Here is a 17069-nt window from a genome sequence, read left to right on the forward strand (position 1 = left end):
GTCCGAATGAGTATTGCTTTTTGTCCACCCCCATGCTAAAATATTTTAAGTTGTGAATCATTTCGCTCTATTGAAATGCCTTACAGGAGGTGAATGTAATGCCAAACATCAAATCCGCGATTAAACGTGTAAAGACAAGTGACAAACGCCACGCGCTTAACATTTCTCAGAAATCCGCGCTTCGCACAGCTGTTAAAACTGCTGACGTAGCGTTGAACGGTACAGAAATCGAAGCTGCTAAAGCTGCTTTCCAAGCTGCTTCCAAAAAGCTTGATAAAGCCGTTACGAAGGGCCTGATCCATAAAAACGCAGCTGCCCGCAAGAAATCCCGTCTGGCGAAAAGACTGAACGCTCTTACGGCTCAAGCGTAAGTAACGTTTGTTGAATACGACATTGAAAAAGCCCTGAACAGTTCACGCTGCTCAGGGCTTTTTGTGGAGATAAAAGGAGCATACGCTAGTGATAGCCGCACGCTCCGATCTCGCAATAACATTCAGGTGTGTCGTTGAACAAATGACTATGCTCCAAGCCTTAATAGAAACAATTCAATCCCCAGCACCTTATCCACAGCCCCGGTCTTCATCTGATAATCCAGATTAGCCAGATGGTTCAGTATGCCTTCCAGACGAGCCGTCTCAAACTTACGGGCCTGTTCTCCGGCAATCTTCACCGCATAGGGATGCAGTCCGATCGTGGATGCAATCTGCTGCTGCGAGTAGCTTTGGGTGGATAAGGTCTTCACTTGCAGAATGATTCGGAATTGCCTTGTGATCAATGCAGCAATCTTGATCGGCTCCTCGCGTTGTTTCAACAGCTCGTAATAAATACCGAGTGCCTTGTCCATCCGGAGATTTGCGATATCCTCGACCAATGCAAACACATTCTGTTCCGTGCTTCGAGCCACCAGCATATCCACGGTTGCGATATCAATGCTTCCGCCTGAACCCGCGTATAAACACAGCTTCTCGATCTCGCCCGACAAGGACTGCAGGCTGGTTCCGGCATTACGAACAATCGCTTCAGCCGCACCCTCACGCAGTGTGCAGCCGCTTTGCTTCACCTGCTTGTCCACCCAGCGGAGCAGCTCTTCCCCGCCTAAAGGCATGAAGGACAGCGCTACACCTGTCTTCTTCACGGCTTTAACTACCTTTTTGCGCTCATCCAGCTTCTCTTGGCCCACCATAAAGACAATCACACTATAATCAGCAGGATTGGTCAAATAATCCAGCAGTGCCTCTGGACGATGATCCACTTTCCCGTTATCTTTTGCAGCGGTAAAAAAAGACGTATCCCGGACAAATATCAATTTTTTCTGAACCATAAAAGGAACCGTCTCCGCCTCTTCCACAACGGCTTGAATCGAAGCTTCCCCTAAATCCATATGAATCAGGGCAAAATCACGGTCTTCTTTCGGGATCAGCTGGGCTTCCAGAAATTCGGCGAATTCCTTCATTTGAAATTTCTCGCTGCCGTACAGCAAATAGACGGAAGACACATCTCCCTGCTTGACCGCCTTGGCCGCCGCTTTGGCATCCATCGGCGTCCCCCCTTTCTACACTGTACACTATACCAAAAAAGAGGGCCCAAAAGCGATAGATGACCGGCAGAATTATGAGATCTGCTTTTTGAACAAACGGCAACAAAACTAGAAGGATTTCGCAAATCATCATCAACTCGCTTGCGATATCAAATCTTGCGGCAATTGGATGTCCAATCAATCCGGAGTCCTCAAAAAAACAAAGAGACCTCGGCTTTAGCAGCGGCAAGGTCCCTTCGTCCCAACACATCTATATAAACGCCGGCAAGAATGCTCTAGAAACACCCCGCCGCCGGTCATACGACTGTGGTTGGTATAATGCTCTCTCTAATATATAGTGTATTCATATCTCCCGGCATTGGTGCGCCGATTTCATTATCTATATATATATTTCTATTGCTTCGGCTTCTTCTGTTGTGTGGCAGCAGGCGGCTCGGTCTTCTCTATGGAATAAACAGATTCAACCAATTCGCTGTTCATCTGCACTTTGTACTTAAACGTCAAGCCATCCTCAGACCATTGACCGGATACCCATTTGCCGCTGAGTGGAATCTTCTCGAGTGTTTCCATCGCTTCTGGCGACGTATTGCTTCCCGAAGGCAGCCGATAAATGACCAGCTGATCCAGCTCCAGCGAAGCCCTGTACAGACCGTCCGGAGATGACCATTGCTCCGGCATCATCGCAATTCCCATTGACCGTTCGGAAGATTCAGCACTTCCGGCTCCTGCATCTGCTGAAGGATCATTGCTTGGAGACAGCGTCTCTGGCTTCGTATCCGCCGACTCGGAAGGCGGGGTCTGCCCATTCACTCCCTCATTATTCTGTTGAGGTTCACTGGCTGGAGGGGCAGACGGACTTGTAGCATTGCTTTTCGGTACCTCATTGTTGCTCGTTGCAGGTTGTTCTGGCGCTTGAGGTACCCCTTCATTGTCCTTTTTCACGGAAGCATCGGGTGCCGGCGTTTCTTCCCCAGTTTCCTTAGGGGCATCCGACGGCTCAGCTGTTCCCTTGGTTTCATTCGGATCCGGATCGGATTCGGTTGACGATTCCAACGCCGAGCTTTGAGTGCTGTCGGAAGGGTCGCTCCCCTCCTTCTCCGTGCTATTGGCCGCCGTTCCGCCATCGGTAAACAGCTGCGGCGTACCTTGATCCTGGATCTCGGTCGATTCCTCTGTCGATCCAGCGCTTGTCGTACTTGCCTCTTCATATGGAATTTCCGCATCGGATAACATCTTCGGCTCATTATTGAATATGGCAACGCCAAGTATAAGCACTGCGGCAGCAGCTCCGATGGCCGTTCTCCCGCCAACCGTACTCCACCAGCTGCCTGCACGTCGTGGACGCCGAATTTCCGGCATCATCTCTGCAGGCTCCTGGTTTTTTACGGCTGGGGGTATGACAAGGTTATGGCGATCACGGTCAATAGCATCAAGTCTCGGCATGATAGCATCTACCAGACTGACAGGCGGGGTTACGGCCGGAAGATCCTCAAGCTCTCTATTCAATGATTTCAATATATTAAAGGTCTCCGCACACATGGGACACAGAGCAATATGCTGATACATTTCGGCCGTCTCATCGGAAGTAAGGTCCCGGTCCAAATACCGGTGCATACGTTCCACCACCTCTTGGCAATTCATCCTGATACACCACCTTTCTGATGCTCTTGGAGCATATTCTGCAGCTGCTGCCTGGCCCTGAACAAATAGGATTTCACCGTATTGAGCGGGAGGTTCAGACAATCAGCGATTTCGTTGTAGGATAGGTCCTGCAAATATCTTAAGACAATGACGGTGCGATGATGATCCGGGAGTTGATTAATGGCCTCCTGGATATCCTGAGCGAGATAACCCGACATCACTTCCCGTTCTACATCGAGATTATCCCGAAACACCAGATCATGTTCATCGATGGAAACCGTCGGCTTCGTTCTGCGGAATTTATCAATGCATATGTTGGTTACAATTCGCTGGACCCATGTCTTGAACTGGGCCTTCTCCTCGTAGGAGTTAATCTTCGTATATACGCGTATTAGTGCTTCCTGGGCTGCATCCATGGCATCCTGTTCATTGTTTAAAATATAATAAGCAGTTCGGTAAACATGTTGCTCAATTTCTCGCAATAGGGTGATTAGAGCGTCGCGATCGCCCGATTGAGCGGCTCTTATGAGTCCCTGCTCCACCACAGTGGATCCCCCTCTCCCTGCATACATACAGACGGATAGAATAAAAAAATGTTGCAGTATGTAACCTATTATTTTTTTCAGGAAACTTCATCTAACTATACCAAATATAAAGTTTATAGTCATCTGCTGCAATTTCCTATATAGATCATACTACGATTCCGGGTCTCAAGGACAGCCGTGCGCATTATGGAAGCTTCGTGCGGATCTCAATATGGTTCTCCTTCATCCTCATCTGGACTTCACCATGAAGATTGGTCTGATAGATGATCGACCCGGACCGTTCCAGCCGTCCTACCACATCCGTATGCGGATGCCCGTACATATTGTTAACACCAGCAGAAATTACCGCCGTCCTCGGCTTCCAAGCATTCAGCCATGCCGCCGATGTCGAGGTTTTGCTTCCATGATGGGCAACCTTCATGACATCAACCGGGTTATCGGCTTGGAGTCCCGATCCTTCGTGCAGCAGTTCCTCCAGATGCAGCAATATTTTCTGTTCGGCAGCCTGATCCGTATCTCCGGTAAATAACACTCGGCTTCCATTCATCTGAAGGACAAATACTAGTGAAGCATGATTCTGTTCCTTAATCAACGGTAATGAATTTATGGTTTCTCCACTTTCTGGGAAAATAGGGAACAAAAATTGTATGTCCGTGTACTTGTCAACCTTCCAGGGACCCCGCTCGGCGCCAGCCTGATATATCGGAACATTCCGTTGTACGGCAGTTGACATCAGCTCCCGGAAGGAGTCAGAGTCGGCCAAGGTCCCGTTAAAAACAACCGATTTCACGGGAATTTCCTTCAGTACGGCCAAGAGACCACCAATATGATCCTGATCACCATGCGTCATAATGACGGCCTCAAGCTGGTGAACCCCCCTTTTTTTTAACAAAGGCACCACCACTTTCTCTCCCACTTCGAACGGCGCTTTTCTTTCCTTCCAGGCATCCTTTTCCTTGCGAAAATTCACCGTTCCGCCGCCGTCAATAAGAATATGCTTGCCTTCCGGAGTTGTTACCAGAATCGAATCCCCTTGTCCAACGTCCAAAAATTGCACCAGACCTGCCCCACCCATGGAAGGGGATTGATATCCGGTATACAGCAGTGCACCCAAAACCACGGACAGCAGCATGATCACGGATCTTACCGCATAGCGCTCGACATAATGACTTGTTGTAATGAACCCCCTCCATCGCAACGAGCCAGCCCATTGATCCACAAGCGGAAACACGGCAGTCGGTTCAGATAAGTCTGCTCTGCTGTTCAAGGAATCACGACCTTCCAACGGAACCGTGTCATCGGAGTTATTCATCGCTGCTCCTTGATGCTCTGACTTCTTCTTCACAATCGAGAGCAGTACATATAGGGCAACATAGTACGCCAATATCCAGGCCAGCGAAGGAGATGGCCACAACGTCATAAAAGCAGAGGAGGCATTCATCCATTCAACGATACGAAATGTCAGCTGATTCAGCCATTCGGTTATATTCGCCAGCCAGCCTGCTCCCCGCATCCATACCCAGCTGAGCAGCAGGGACACCATCCCTAACGGGAGAACGATCAGACTTATGACGGGAACGAGAATCAAATTTGCGATGACAGACAGGAGCGATACCTGATTGAAATAATAAATCGTGAGCGGAAAAGAGATGAGCTGAGCCACCACCGTAATGCCTACAGTGCCCGCAAGCCAGCGGGGCATAAATCTCAGCAGCGGCATCAGCTTTGGCACGAAAATCATCAAGCCTGCAGTCACGATGAACGAGAGCTGGAAGCTGACGTTGACAAGAAAATACGGGTTCCACAGCAGCATGGCAAGTGCCGCAGCACTAAGAATATGCAATCCGTCCTTCAACAGCCTTCGCCTCGCAGCATACAAGCCGATCATGCCCATGATTCCCGCACGGACGATGGAGGGACTCGCCCCGGTAAGCAAAACATAGACCGGTATCAGCCACATGACCACGGTGAGCGAAGTCTCTCGCGTCATTCGAAGGGTCGTGCACAAGAATAAGAGACAGCCTACAACCACGGCAACATGCATGCCTGATATCGCAAGAATATGTGTTAAACCCAAGCGGGAGAACTCCATAAATGTATCGGGATCCAGATCATCCTGATTGCCAATAACAAGTCCCTTCATATAACCTGCATGAACTCCGGTGTATAATTGCTCCAGCTTGCCGCCGAGTGTATCTCGGGCAGAATCATTCCACCTGAGAATATGGCTTAAGCTCCAGCCGTCAGGTGGTGTGATCTGCGCTTGGTCGGCGCCCTTGACCTTGATGATCCAATGCATATTCTGAGTGCGCAAATATTGAAGATAATCAAAACCGTCAAAATTTCGCGCTTCACCCGGTTTTTGCAGTTCTCCGGTTAACTGTATATGATCTCCGCGCTGCCACTGGCCTGCTATATCCAGCTCGGACTTGTCCAATAATCTGACTTGAACCATAACGACATCATGCGTCTTTAGATCCTGGTCATTGTCCTGGTGAGCATGAGTTTTCATGTGGGTTAATGTAGACTGCCTGAAACCAAGATCAGCCTTCTGCAGCGAAACTTTGAAATCGGCCCTGTCTCCATCCACCTCCACAGGCGAAGAAATCACGCCCTGTGCGGTCACAGGATAAGTATCCACTGTCTCTGCTGCGGGAAGTCGCAATTCCAAATCACTTACATTTAACGCGTCGTGCCATTCCCAGTAGATGGTAGAACAACACAACGAGCACAGCATGCAGAACACAAACAAAGGTCCCGTGCGTCCCCAATGACATACAGCCAGCAGCAGGAGCATCAGCCCGGCAGCAATCAGGGCCAGTCTCCATCCATCGTACATACATGCAGCCCCGCTGCCCATAACCCATATAACAGTAAACACAAGTAACGGCCTTCGCCTCATAATTGGTATATCCTTTCGTTGTCATAACAAAAAAAGAACCTGTGCCTGCATATCGCAGCCAAAGGTTCTTCCTTTGTGACTTCCTATTTCGCATCCTATTTCATAGAAGTATTACGTAGACATCCTTCACGCATCATTCCGCTACAGTCATTAATGTCTCTCGTGGGGGCTCGTACGACTCAAGCTGCCGGAACAAAATCCCCTTCTGTTCCATCATGCGAGACACCTTGCCCGAATCCTTCGGATACGAGCGGTGGAATACCACTTCGACAATGCCGCTGTTAGCCAGCATATTCGCACAGGTCCAGCAAGGCTCATCGGTCACATAGACCGTGCTGCCTTCCCTGTCGATCCGGTCTGTGAACAGCAGCAGGTTTTGTTCGGCATGAATGGTGCGGATACAGCGCTGTTTTTTCACCATGCGCTCCTGGCCATCCTGCACAACCAACTCGTAATCCTCCGCTATCATACAGCCTGCTTCCGAGCAGTCAGGAACCCCCATCGGCGCGCCGTTGTATGCTGTACCGAGCAGCTTTTTCCCCTGCACCAGCACCGCCCCAACATGACGCCGTGGGCATTGGGAGCGGGTAGAAACCATAAAGGCAATATCCATGAAATACGTATCCCAATCTTTACGTTGATCTGCACTCATCATCTGTCACCTGTTTCTTATCGATATCTCCTTTATTGTAGCACATAGCTAAAGTCCAACGTAAGGCTTCATCTTCTCCAGCATTTTGGGTCCAATGCCTTTGACATTCATTAAATCCGCTATACTCCGAAAAGGCCCAAACTGCTTCCGGTAATCGATGATGGCCTGGGCCTTGGCTTCCCCGATGCCGGGGAGTTCCATCAGAGTCGCTGCATCCGCCGTGTTCACATTAATCAATCCGGACTGTACCGAAGACGACGGCGAATCCACGGCAGACTCACTAGCAGAAGCTCGTTGCTGCGTCTGCAGAGCGCCACCATCGGTCTGGGAGGAACCCGAAGAGGATTCGGGCTGGACAGAAGCCGGAGGCGACGTTTCGCCTGGGGAACCGCTTACGGTAGCAGCACCTTGGCTGCTGCTTAGTGAGAGATCCTTCGTGTTGCCCGCAGGCTCGCTTCCTGTATCAGGGTCCGCCTTCTTCGCAGCATCAGGAACGTCACCAGCCTCTGCTGGAGCAGCATCTTCCACGGCCCCGTTCCGGGAGTTCGCGGAGGACGTCTTCATTCCCTTTTCTCCTTCAACCCCCACCACTTGCTCCAGTTGGTCGTTTAACGGCTGCCAGCCCTCAATCCCCTTGTCGGTGCCGCCTGCAAACAAAATGAATCCGCAACCTGCGATGGTTGCCGCAAGACTCCAACCTAATGATATCCGTTTCATTCATGACCTCTCCTTATCATAAAAATTCATATCCATTGCGTTCAAAAACAGAATACTTGCATTCTCTCACCGAAATCACATGAAAAACCGTCATGAATCGGCATCTTCCCCGCATACATTAACTTAAGGACGGTACATTTCTGCCGTAAAGCGCGAAAGGAGGGAACGTACACATGAAGGTCGGTTTTATCGGTACGGGCAGCATGGGAAGTCTGTTGATCGAAGCCTTCATTCAATCGGGCGCACTCCTGCCTGAGCAGATTCGAGTCAGCAACCGAAGTCCTGAAAAGGCGCAGAAGCTGGCAAAGCAACATCCCGGTTTGACTGTATGCAGCTCTAACACAGAGACAGCTTCACAGAGCGACCTGTTCTTCTTATGTGTCAAGCCGCTGGAGTTTAAAACGGTCATCAGCGAGATCAAAGATCAGCTGGAAGCCCGGCAAATCGCGATATCCATCACGAGTCCGGTGCAACTGATCCATTTGGAATCAACGCTGCCATGCAAGGTCGCGAAAATCATACCGAGCATCACCAACATTACCGGAGGCGGAGCATCGTTATGTATGTATGGTTCCCGAATAAAAGAAGAAGACAGGCAGCTTATAGAAAGCCTCCTGTCTTATATCAGCAGGCCGCTCGAGATACTGGAATCGCACACGCGAATCACTTCCGATTTCTCCAGCTGCGGGCCTGCTTTTTTAAGTTTATTCATGGAAAAATGGATCGACGCTGCCGTTGAAATGACCGGTATCGACCGTAAGACCCTCAATGCATTAGCCGGTGAAATGCTGCTTGGCACCGGCAAGCTGCTAACGGAGGAGGGCTTCTCCCCCGAGCAGCTGCAAGAGCGGGTGGCGGTTCCCGGAGGCATCACCGCCCAGGCTTTGACACTGCTTGAGTCAAACCTGAACGGACTGTTCTACCAATTGATCCAGACCACACACGACAAGTATGAGGAGGATCTGGCAAAACTGGATGCTGCCTTCGGTTTTACGATTAACCGGCCACGATATTGACCAGTTTACCCGGTACGGCAATGATTTTGCGTACACTCTTTCCTTCCAGCGCCTGCTTGACATTCGGAAGGGAGAGGCTATGTTGTTGCATGGCTTCTTGATCCATGTCTTTCGCGATTTTGGCACGTTCTACGATTTTGCCGTTGACTTGAACAACAATCTCAACTTCTGCCTCTACGGTCCAAGCCTCGTCAAAATCAGGCCATGGCTCATAGGTTACACTCTCGCTGTAGCCTAAACGGCTCCACAGCTCTTCAGCCAGGTGAGGCGCAAGCGGGGAAAGCAGTTGAACGAAGCTCTTCATGGCCTTCCGTGGAAGCTCATCCGTCTTGTATCCCTCGTTGATGAATATCATCAGCTGGCTGATTGCTGTGTTAAAGCGCAGATGCTCGAAATCATCGGTCACTTTCTTGATCGTTTTGTGCAGCGTACGTTTGAATTCGTCCGTACCCTCGCCCTCAACGATTCTAGGATTCAATTGACCGTCGTCACCGATGAACAGGCGCCATACACGGGAGAGGAAGCGATGCGTTCCCTCAACGCCGTTGGTGTTCCATGGCTTGGTCGCTTCCAGCGGCCCCATGAACATCTCGTATACGCGCAGCGTATCGGCTCCATACTCGTTAACGATGTCATCCGGATTGATGACATTGCCACGGGATTTACTCATTTTTTCATTATTGTTGCCAAGAATCATGCCCTGATTGACAAGCTTCTGGAATGGCTCCTTCGTATCAACAACACCCAGGTCATACAATACTTTGTGCCAGAAGCGCGCATACAGCAAGTGAAGCACGGCATGCTCCACGCCACCGATGTACAAGTCAACCGGAAGCCACTCCTTCTGCTTCTCCTTGGAGCACAATTCATCATGGTTGTCAGGATCAATGTAACGCAGATAATACCAGCAGCTGCCTGCCCATTGCGGCATCGTATTGGTCTCGCGGCGGGCTTTCATGCCGGTTTCAGGATCTACCGTTTCCACCCACTCCGTAACGTTAGCCAGCGGTGATTCACCGGTACCGGACGGCTTGATCTGATCAACATCCGGGAGAAGCAGCGGAAGCTGATCCTCCGGCACGGTCTTCATCGTTCCGTCTTCCAGATGCAGGATCGGAATCGGCTCGCCCCAATAGCGCTGACGGCTGAACAGCCAGTCACGCAGACGGTAAGTTACCTTCTTCTGACCCTTTCCCTCTTTTTCCAGCCATTCATTCATCGCTTGAATAGCCGCTTCATTATCCAGCCCGTTCAGGAAACCGGAATTCACATGCTCGCCACTGCCGGTGTAGGCTTCCTCTTCAACATTTCCACCCTGAACGACTTCAATAATCGGAAGACCAAACTGTTTGGCAAATTCCCAGTCACGGCTGTCGTGACCCGGAACCGCCATAATGGCTCCTGTTCCGTAACCTGCCAGCACATAGTCCGCAATCCAGATCGGCACTTTAGCGCCGCTCACCGGATTAATGGCGTATGCTCCGGTAAAGACACCGGTTTTGTCTTTTGCCAAATCCGTCCGCTCCAGATCACTTTTGCGGGAAGCCTGAACTTGATAAGCCTTCACCGCTTCGCGTTGATCCGCTGACGTAATTTTGTCCACAAGGTCATGCTCCGGTGCCAGCACACAGTAGGTAGCGCCGAACAGTGTATCCGGGCGGGTTGTAAATACCTCCAGATGGCCATCGTAACCCTCGATGTCAAAACGAACCTCGGCACCCGTGGATTTGCCAATCCAATTGCGCTGCATATCCTTCAGGCTTTCGCTCCAGTCCAGCTCATCCAGATCCTCAAGCAGGCGCTCTGCATATTCGGTAATACGCAGAATCCATTGACGCATCGGCTTGCGAACGACCGGATGTCCTCCGCGCTCACTCTTGCCATCGATGACCTCTTCGTTCGCCAGCACGGTACCGAGTGCTTCGCACCAGTTAACCGGCACTTCAGCCACATAAGCCAAGCCGCGGTTATAGAGCTGGATAAAGATCCACTGGGTCCATTTGAAATATTCCGGATCGGTGGTGCTGATCTCCCGGTCCCAGTCATACGAGAATCCGAGGGATTTGATCTGGCGCCGGAACGTATCGATATTTTGCACGGTGAACTCGCGGGGATGCTTGCCTGTGTCCATCGCATACTGTTCTGCAGGGAGTCCGAAAGCATCCCATCCCATGGGATGCAGCACATTGTAACCTCGCATCCGTTTGTAACGGGACACGATATCTGTTGCCGTGTATCCTTCCGGATGCCCTACATGCAGGCCTACGCCGGATGGATATGGGAACATATCCAGTGCGTAAAACTTCGGTTTGGATGATGCCTCTTCGGTTTTAAACGTTTTTTTCTCGTCCCAGTACTGCTGCCACTTCGGTTCGATGGCCTGCGGGATATAGCCGTGGCCGGTTGTCTGATTGTCCGTCATACTTCAATGCTCCTCCTTCACATTCGAGAGACAAGGCCTGATGCCATTGTCCAAAAACAAAAAAACCTCATCATCCATAGCGTTGATCGCTAGGGACGAGAGGTTTGATTCCCGTGGTACCACCCTAGTTAGCCAAAGGCATACTTTGCCTTTCACTCCCTTTGCATCCTTATCGCGGATGAGACGACAATGCTTCATCGGCCAGTTGCTGAAATAGCCATTCAGCGGCCGGGTTAACATCATTGCTCCGAGGCGAGTTCATTCCTATCGTCAACCGGTTTTCACCAAACACCGGCTCTCTGCATGATCGAATGCGGAAGTACTAATCCTCATCATCGCTTTCATATTACCATTTTAATGTGGCTATTATACCCAAAATGTACGATCAAGTCAACGAAAGTTCATCTCCGCTCCTGCGGTAATGCTCCGGTGTCGTTCCGACCATTGATTTGAACATCCGGCTGAAATGAGCCAGATGCTTAAACCCGGATGCCTGGCTGACCTCCGTTATGCTCAGATAAGGGTGAAGCCGCAGTAAAATTTTAGCCTGGTTGATCCGCCGGTGATACAAATATTTAAACACCGTTGTTCCCGTCACCTCCTTGAATAAGGAGGATAGATAATGCTTGGTAATATGCATATCGCGGGCGATTCTCTCCAGCGTCAGATCGTGCATATAATTTTCCTCGACAAACGATACCACATGCTGGACATGCCGCTCCTTCTCTGAGATCGAGTCTTGACCCTGTACAGCGGCCTGACACCAGCCTGCAATGACGTACATCAGCTCCTGGATGCGCAAGGTCATGCGTTCCTGGCGGTAGTGGGTCGTGGACGCTGACAGGCGATGAATATCGGCCAGCAGGGCCTCGAACTCTTCCCGATTGGTCCCGGTTAGGGTCATACGATGATTCCGGAGCGTATCGAAGGGGTCCAGCAGGATCGTCTTGGCCGATTCCGACAGCCCCTTGCACACCCAGGCCGGGTCAAAATGCAGAATGCTTCTTACGTATCTGGAATCGGGTTCCACACTCGGACAATGAAGCGTCAAACCATTCATCAGCAGCAGATCCCCCGGCTTCAGCGCAAAGACAGAGTCACCGATTAGATAGGTGCAGCATCCCTCGTGAAAATAATAGATTTCATAAAAGGCGTGGGAATGGAATTGCCCGCTGATAAGGGGCTGTTCATTATAATAGCTCAGATCTATTGGCTCTTTCAGCTGCATCCACTCGAAGCTTGGCAGCCCTTTGGATGATGACGAGGACATAAGAGAATCGCCCCTTTAGCGGCCTGGGGTTGTAGAACCCCTGAACATCGCGGAGTTTTTCTCTATTATATATGATTTTCTTGAATGCGCACGGCTTCATTCTGAGCAATCACGCATAATTCGCCGGCCTTGAAGGCGTGCTCCTGGGACATGGCAAACTCGGTCCGTTCCAGACAATCCAGGATCAGCTCGCCGAAAAACGGATAGCCTACCTTGCCCTGCAGCTCCATATGAAACTCCCCTTCGCCGTTAACCAAATACAGATGATCGCCTTGTGGATGTCTGGCAATATCAATGTATTTACGAAGTTCGATATATCCGTCCGTTCCCAAAATAACGGTTCTTCCGTCGCCCCAGGTACCGAGGCCCCCAGGCGTCAGCCAATCGACACGGAAATAATTCGTGGCCCCATTGTCTCCGAGAAGTGTCGCATCTCCGAAATCCTCCAGCTCCGGGTAGGCCGGATTCGCATAATTGCCCACCTTGCTGCTGAGCACCTTGGCATCGCGGCAGCCTGCAAAAAACAAAAACTGCTCAATCTGGTGGGACCCGATATCGCACAATATGCCGCCATACTGCTGATGGCGGAAAAACCAGTCCGGACGGGATGGAGCATTTAAGCGGTGCGGTCCTGTTCCCATCACCTGCACCACGCGGCCGATCACGCCGTCCTGTATCAGCCGACCCGCGTGGACCGCACTCTCCACATGCAGCCGTTCACTGTAATAAACCATATACTTCCTGCCTGTCTCTGCCGCCTTTGCACGTGCGGAGCTTACCTGCTCCAGGGTGGTGAACGGCGTCTTATCGGTAAAATAATCCTTGCCGTGTGACATAACCTTCAAACCAAGCTCACATCTCTCCGATGGAATGGCGGCAGCCGCTACAAGATGAACTTCCGCATCCTCGAGCACCTGTGCCTCGGAGGAAGCGGCGGTTACGCCTGGATAGGTCTCGAGAAAAGCCGCTACCTTGGCGGGGTCTGAATCATACACCCATTTTAAAGTTGCCCCCGCTTCAATTAATCCGTTACACATGCCGTATATATGTCCGTGCTCCAGCGACATGGCGGCAAAGACAAAATCCCCTGGCTTGCACACCGGCTGGGCTTTGCCAACCGGCGCATAGAGCATTCCATTACTGCGATCCATACCGATTGCCTCCTGACGGTTCATTAATAGGTTCCGAACGTTTTGCTCATATCAACCGGTCCAACCTCTCTGACGGTCTTCTGGCTGGAAGATTGGGCAATGCGTTCCTGCAGCAGCTCATAATACAAATCTTCGTTCAAGGGCAGATCCACCCAATGATCGGTCCAGGTGGACAGATGCATCGCGTTTGACAGCGTCAATCCGTGGATCCCCTCTTCGCCCGGCGCAATCAGCGGCGTGCCTTGACGAATGGCATCCACAAAATTTTGAATAATGCCGCTGTGCTGAGGATTATCACCCGAGATCGGCACATCGCATTTCCAGCATTCCGGTTCTCCAAAACCTCCGGTATACTGCTGATTGAATTCGGGTTCCGGAACGCGAAGGCGCCAGAAGGTAAGCTTTCCGTCCTCAATGACGATTTTTCCACGGTCCCCCGTCACTTCGTACCGGTTCGTTCCAGGCGCTTCGCCCGTTGTGGTAATAAAAACGGCCGTTGCACCATTCTCATATTCAGCATAAGCCGTCACATCGTCTTCCACTTCAATATTGCGGTATTTGCCAAACGAACAAAAGGCACGAATCCTCTTCGGCATCATTCCGGTCGTCCACTGCCACAAATCCAGCTGATGTGGAGACTGGTTGATCAGCACGCCTCCACCTTCACCGCCCCAGGTTGCACGCCAACCGCCGGAATCATAATAGCTTTGGGACCGGTACCAATTGGTTACGATCCAGTTCATCCGCCGGATCTCACCAAGCTCGCCGTCTGCAATCAGCTCCCGAAGCTTCTTATACAGCGGATTACAGCGCTGGTTATACATAATCGAGAAGACTTTGCCACTGCTCGCAGCGGCAAGGTTCATTTCCCGAACCTGCTTGGTATAGACGCCCGCCGGCTTCTCGATCAGGACGTGGAGTCCATGACTGAGGCATTTTATCGCCACTTGTGGATGTGCATAATGCGGCGTGGCAATGATCACCGCATCGATCTCTCCCGAAGCTATTAAAGCATCCGCATCATTCCAGATTTTCACATCCGAGGGCAGTGTTGCCTTCGCCTCTTCCTGCTTAGCCGGGTTGAGGTCACATATAGCGCTGAGCTTCCCTCCGGCAATCCGGCCTGCTGCAAGCGTTCTGGCATGCGAGAATCCCATGCCGAGTCCAATGACGGCTACTCTTACTTGATCCATATTTCTTACCTCCCTTGTGAATGAATGTCTACACGCGCTGTTTATGATCTGCCCACACCTTCATCTGCTCGGCAAAACGGAGCAGCATCTCCGTAGACTCATACGTACCGCTAAAGTCTTCAATCCCGAAATAACCATCGTAGCCCACTGAATGCAAATCCTGTATCACTTGCACCCACGGAACGGCTCCCTGGGCAAGAGAAACCCATTCTCCAGACCAGACTGCCGTGCTTCCATCCTCTGATGGAGTCTTGCGGTATCCTGCATTCTTAACATGGACATGAGCCAGATAGGGACCCAGCAGTTCCAGGCCCATTCGGTAATTCTCATACCCTTCATGGACCATATTGCCCGGATCATACAGCACCCCAATATGCTGTGGATTGAAGTGGGATACAAGACGGTGCGTTAGTCCCGCACTCGGCGCAATCGTCAGATGATGTGTCTCCACCAATGCCTTGACTTGATAAGCCGCTGCCAAGTCCTGAACCTCGTGTAAATACCGTACCGCTTGATCGTACAGTTCATTGTAGTTGTGCTTTCGGTCATATCCCGGAATACCCACGCGAATAAATGAAGCTCCGATCAGCTTGGCTGCCTGCATGACCTTTTCCGTTGCTTCCACATCACCACAGGTCAGATAGGGGACCACCGCAAGACTGCGCCGTCCAAACTTGTCGGCAGCTTGGCGGAATCTAAGCCAATCCTCCTCCGTGCCTCCCGGATCTATTGAGCATCGATTATGACGCCAGAAGGAAGGCTTCTCCTCTGCGGCATCGGCTGGAACTTCCTTGAAGCGCCATTCAATGCCCTCAATACCGGCATCAGCCGCTGATTTAGCCAGCGCCTCAGGCTGCAAATCAGGTGTTGCGACTGTAAAAACAGACAGTTTCATTATTCCGTCATCCTCTCTTCAGACCTGTGAATTTGCATGAGCAACATTTGATCATCGTTGGACTCATTTCTTATCATTCAGAGCGTCATAGATTCATAGAACCAACCTTGCAGATAGCGCTCTCATTTCTGTCTTTTCTCTCTCTCCAACATCGTAGCACAGTCCAGGAGGCAAACCCATATCCCTGTATCCGAACCTTAACCACAGTCAAACAAAGCGGAAAAGAAGTGTCTTTGAATACAATCAACCGTCCTTAACGCAAAAAAGCACCCCTGCCGTCCTGGAACAGACGGTAAGAGTGCCTTCCTTATCATAAGTATTCATTATTTTACGGCAACGTAGAACAGCCGGGATGCATCCTGCCCTGCTTCAATCCACTCAAAATCGGCATAACATTTCACATCCCGAAATCCGGCCTTCACCAGTTCAACTCTCATCCATTCCGGGTCGTATCCGCGCTGGACATGAGTCTCCTCAAAGCGGCGGTAAACCGAAGGATCCTGATCGTCCCTGGCAAAAATGGAAAGATGATGTTCAATCTCACAACGACGTTCATCCAGGTCGCATGTCCAGATATAGGACACTTCCCGTTCATCCAGAACGAATGGCTGCTCTTCGTCATAACGAATCAGCGTATTGGGGTGATGCACATCAAACAGGAACGTGCCGCCTTCCTTAAGACCGCTGTAAGTCCGTGCAAAAGCGGAGCGTATGTCCTTCTCCTCCAGCAGGTAGTTCACACAATCACAAAATGAAATGACAGAATCCACCTGCTCTGGCAGTTCCCAGGAGCGCATATCCTGCTGTACCCAGCGGACGCTGCCCTCCCGAAATAAACGGTGCCCCTGCGGTGTTCCCTCGAGCTTGCGTCTGGCAACGGACAGCATGTCCGCTGACAGATCAATACCTGTTACCTCAAATCCGGAGTTAACCAGCGGGATGGTGATACTGCCAGTTCCGCACCCGAGCTCCGCAACGCTTTTTGGCATTCCGTGTTTATCCCAGGCTGTTCTCGCAAAGCGGATCCAATCCGGATAAGGCATGTCTTCCATGAGTTGATCATATACGTAAGCAAACTTGCGGTAAGACAACATGATGACACCACTTTCCTAGAAGCTTCCCCTATGA

14 protein-coding genes and 1 other annotated feature are annotated in these 17069 nt (G+C 50.9%); of the genes, 2 read left to right on the forward strand and 12 right to left on the reverse strand.

Going from position 1 to position 17069, the window contains the following annotated elements:
* Window positions 1-98 precede the first annotated feature (98 nt).
* On the forward strand, window positions 99-371 hold the full coding sequence (gene rpsT, locus B9D94_RS20840; RefSeq protein WP_006208995.1) for a 30S ribosomal protein S20: 273 nt from the start codon (window positions 99-101) through the stop codon (window positions 369-371).
* A gap of 146 nt (window positions 372-517) precedes the next feature.
* On the opposite strand, the gene holA is transcribed toward rpsT, so the two are convergent.
* The 6 genes from holA to B9D94_RS20870 all read right to left on the reverse strand — a co-directional run bounded on the left by holA (window position 518) and on the right by B9D94_RS20870 (window position 7994).
* Complete coding sequence (gene holA / locus B9D94_RS20845; protein WP_063478933.1) at window positions 518-1537, reverse strand: DNA polymerase III subunit delta; 1020 nt, start codon at window positions 1535-1537, stop codon at window positions 518-520.
* Window positions 1538-1930: 393 nt separating this feature from the next.
* Entirely contained in the window at window positions 1931-3178 is a 1248-nt protein-coding gene (locus B9D94_RS20850; RefSeq protein ID WP_063478932.1) for a zf-HC2 domain-containing protein, read from the reverse strand.
* On the reverse strand, window positions 3175-3723 hold the full coding sequence (locus B9D94_RS20855) for an RNA polymerase sigma factor (RefSeq protein ID WP_036644490.1): 549 nt from the start codon (window positions 3721-3723) through the stop codon (window positions 3175-3177). Before B9D94_RS20855 ends, B9D94_RS20850 begins: the two co-directional genes overlap by 4 nt.
* Window positions 3724-3907: 184 nt before the next feature.
* The gene (locus B9D94_RS20860; RefSeq protein ID WP_148247899.1) at window positions 3908-6562 is read right to left on the reverse strand and encodes a ComEC/Rec2 family competence protein; all 2655 of its coding nucleotides are present in this window, start codon (window positions 6560-6562) and stop codon (window positions 3908-3910) included.
* Between the two features lie 196 nt (window positions 6563-6758).
* Window positions 6759-7277: a deoxycytidylate deaminase gene (locus B9D94_RS20865; protein ID WP_006208991.1), complete on the reverse strand. Its 519-nt coding sequence runs from the start codon at window positions 7275-7277 to the stop codon at window positions 6759-6761.
* Window positions 7278-7325: 48 nt separating this feature from the next.
* Window positions 7326-7994 carry a ComEA family DNA-binding protein gene (locus B9D94_RS20870; protein ID WP_063478930.1) on the reverse strand — a complete coding sequence of 223 codons (669 nt, stop codon included), beginning with the start codon at window positions 7992-7994 and terminating at the stop codon, window positions 7326-7328.
* Window positions 7995-8167: 173 nt separating this feature from the next.
* Between B9D94_RS20870 and comER the strand changes: the two genes are divergently transcribed.
* Window positions 8168-9010, forward strand: a complete 843-nt coding sequence (gene comER / locus B9D94_RS20875) for a late competence protein ComER (protein WP_063478929.1) — start codon at window positions 8168-8170, stop codon at window positions 9008-9010.
* Here comER and leuS read toward each other — a convergent pair.
* The 6 genes from leuS to B9D94_RS20905 form a co-directional block, all read right to left on the reverse strand.
* Window positions 8991-11432 (reverse strand): leucine--tRNA ligase, encoded by a 2442-nt coding sequence (gene leuS / locus B9D94_RS20880; RefSeq protein WP_063478928.1) that lies wholly within the window; start codon window positions 11430-11432, stop codon window positions 8991-8993. The genes comER and leuS overlap by 20 nt on opposite strands.
* Window positions 11433-11520: 88 nt before the next feature.
* Window positions 11521-11777 (reverse strand) — a binding site (T-box leader).
* A 40-nt stretch (window positions 11778-11817) separates the two neighbouring features.
* Window positions 11818-12702: an AraC family transcriptional regulator gene (locus tag B9D94_RS20885; protein ID WP_006208987.1), complete on the reverse strand. Its 885-nt coding sequence runs from the start codon at window positions 12700-12702 to the stop codon at window positions 11818-11820.
* Window positions 12703-12767: 65 nt separating this feature from the next.
* Window positions 12768-13853, reverse strand: a complete 1086-nt coding sequence (locus B9D94_RS20890; RefSeq protein WP_148247901.1) for a Gfo/Idh/MocA family protein — start codon at window positions 13851-13853, stop codon at window positions 12768-12770.
* Between the two features lie 23 nt (window positions 13854-13876).
* Window positions 13877-15046 carry a Gfo/Idh/MocA family protein gene (locus tag B9D94_RS20895; protein ID WP_006208985.1) on the reverse strand — a complete coding sequence of 390 codons (1170 nt, stop codon included), beginning with the start codon at window positions 15044-15046 and terminating at the stop codon, window positions 13877-13879.
* Between the two features lie 28 nt (window positions 15047-15074).
* Window positions 15075-15941, reverse strand: coding sequence for a sugar phosphate isomerase/epimerase family protein (locus B9D94_RS20900; protein ID WP_006208984.1), 867 nt, complete (start codon window positions 15939-15941; stop codon window positions 15075-15077).
* Between the two features lie 323 nt (window positions 15942-16264).
* A complete protein-coding gene (locus B9D94_RS20905; RefSeq protein ID WP_006208983.1) occupies window positions 16265-17035 on the reverse strand; it encodes a class I SAM-dependent DNA methyltransferase in 771 nt (256 codons plus the stop codon).
* Window positions 17036-17069 lie beyond the last annotated feature (34 nt).

The sequence above is a fragment of the Paenibacillus sp. Cedars genome (assembly GCF_003184205.1).
Lineage (GTDB): Bacteria > Bacillota > Bacilli > Paenibacillales > Paenibacillaceae > Paenibacillus_AQ > Paenibacillus_AQ glucanolyticus.

Coding starts and splice junctions, on each gene's coding strand:
- comER (WP_063478929.1), top strand. CDS start 8,168: ATGAAGGTCGGTTTTATCGGTACGGGCAGCATGGGAAGTCTGTTGATC.
- B9D94_RS20905 (WP_006208983.1), bottom strand. CDS start 17,035: ATGTTGTCTTACCGCAAGTTTGCTTACGTATATGATCAACTCATGGAA.
- B9D94_RS20885 (WP_006208987.1), bottom strand. CDS start 12,702: ATGTCCTCGTCATCATCCAAAGGGCTGCCAAGCTTCGAGTGGATGCAG.
- B9D94_RS20890 (WP_148247901.1), bottom strand. CDS start 13,853: ATGGATCGCAGTAATGGAATGCTCTATGCGCCGGTTGGCAAAGCCCAG.
- rpsT (WP_006208995.1), top strand. CDS start 99: ATGCCAAACATCAAATCCGCGATTAAACGTGTAAAGACAAGTGACAAA.
- B9D94_RS20860 (WP_148247899.1), bottom strand. CDS start 6,562: ATGTACGATGGATGGAGACTGGCCCTGATTGCTGCCGGGCTGATGCTC.
- leuS (WP_063478928.1), bottom strand. CDS start 11,432: ATGACGGACAATCAGACAACCGGCCACGGCTATATCCCGCAGGCCATC.
- B9D94_RS20850 (WP_063478932.1), bottom strand. CDS start 3,178: ATGAATTGCCAAGAGGTGGTGGAACGTATGCACCGGTATTTGGACCGG.
- B9D94_RS20900 (WP_006208984.1), bottom strand. CDS start 15,941: ATGAAACTGTCTGTTTTTACAGTCGCAACACCTGATTTGCAGCCTGAG.
- B9D94_RS20865 (WP_006208991.1), bottom strand. CDS start 7,277: ATGAGTGCAGATCAACGTAAAGATTGGGATACGTATTTCATGGATATT.
- B9D94_RS20895 (WP_006208985.1), bottom strand. CDS start 15,046: ATGGATCAAGTAAGAGTAGCCGTCATTGGACTCGGCATGGGATTCTCG.
- B9D94_RS20870 (WP_063478930.1), bottom strand. CDS start 7,994: ATGAAACGGATATCATTAGGTTGGAGTCTTGCGGCAACCATCGCAGGT.
- holA (WP_063478933.1), bottom strand. CDS start 1,537: ATGGATGCCAAAGCGGCGGCCAAGGCGGTCAAGCAGGGAGATGTGTCT.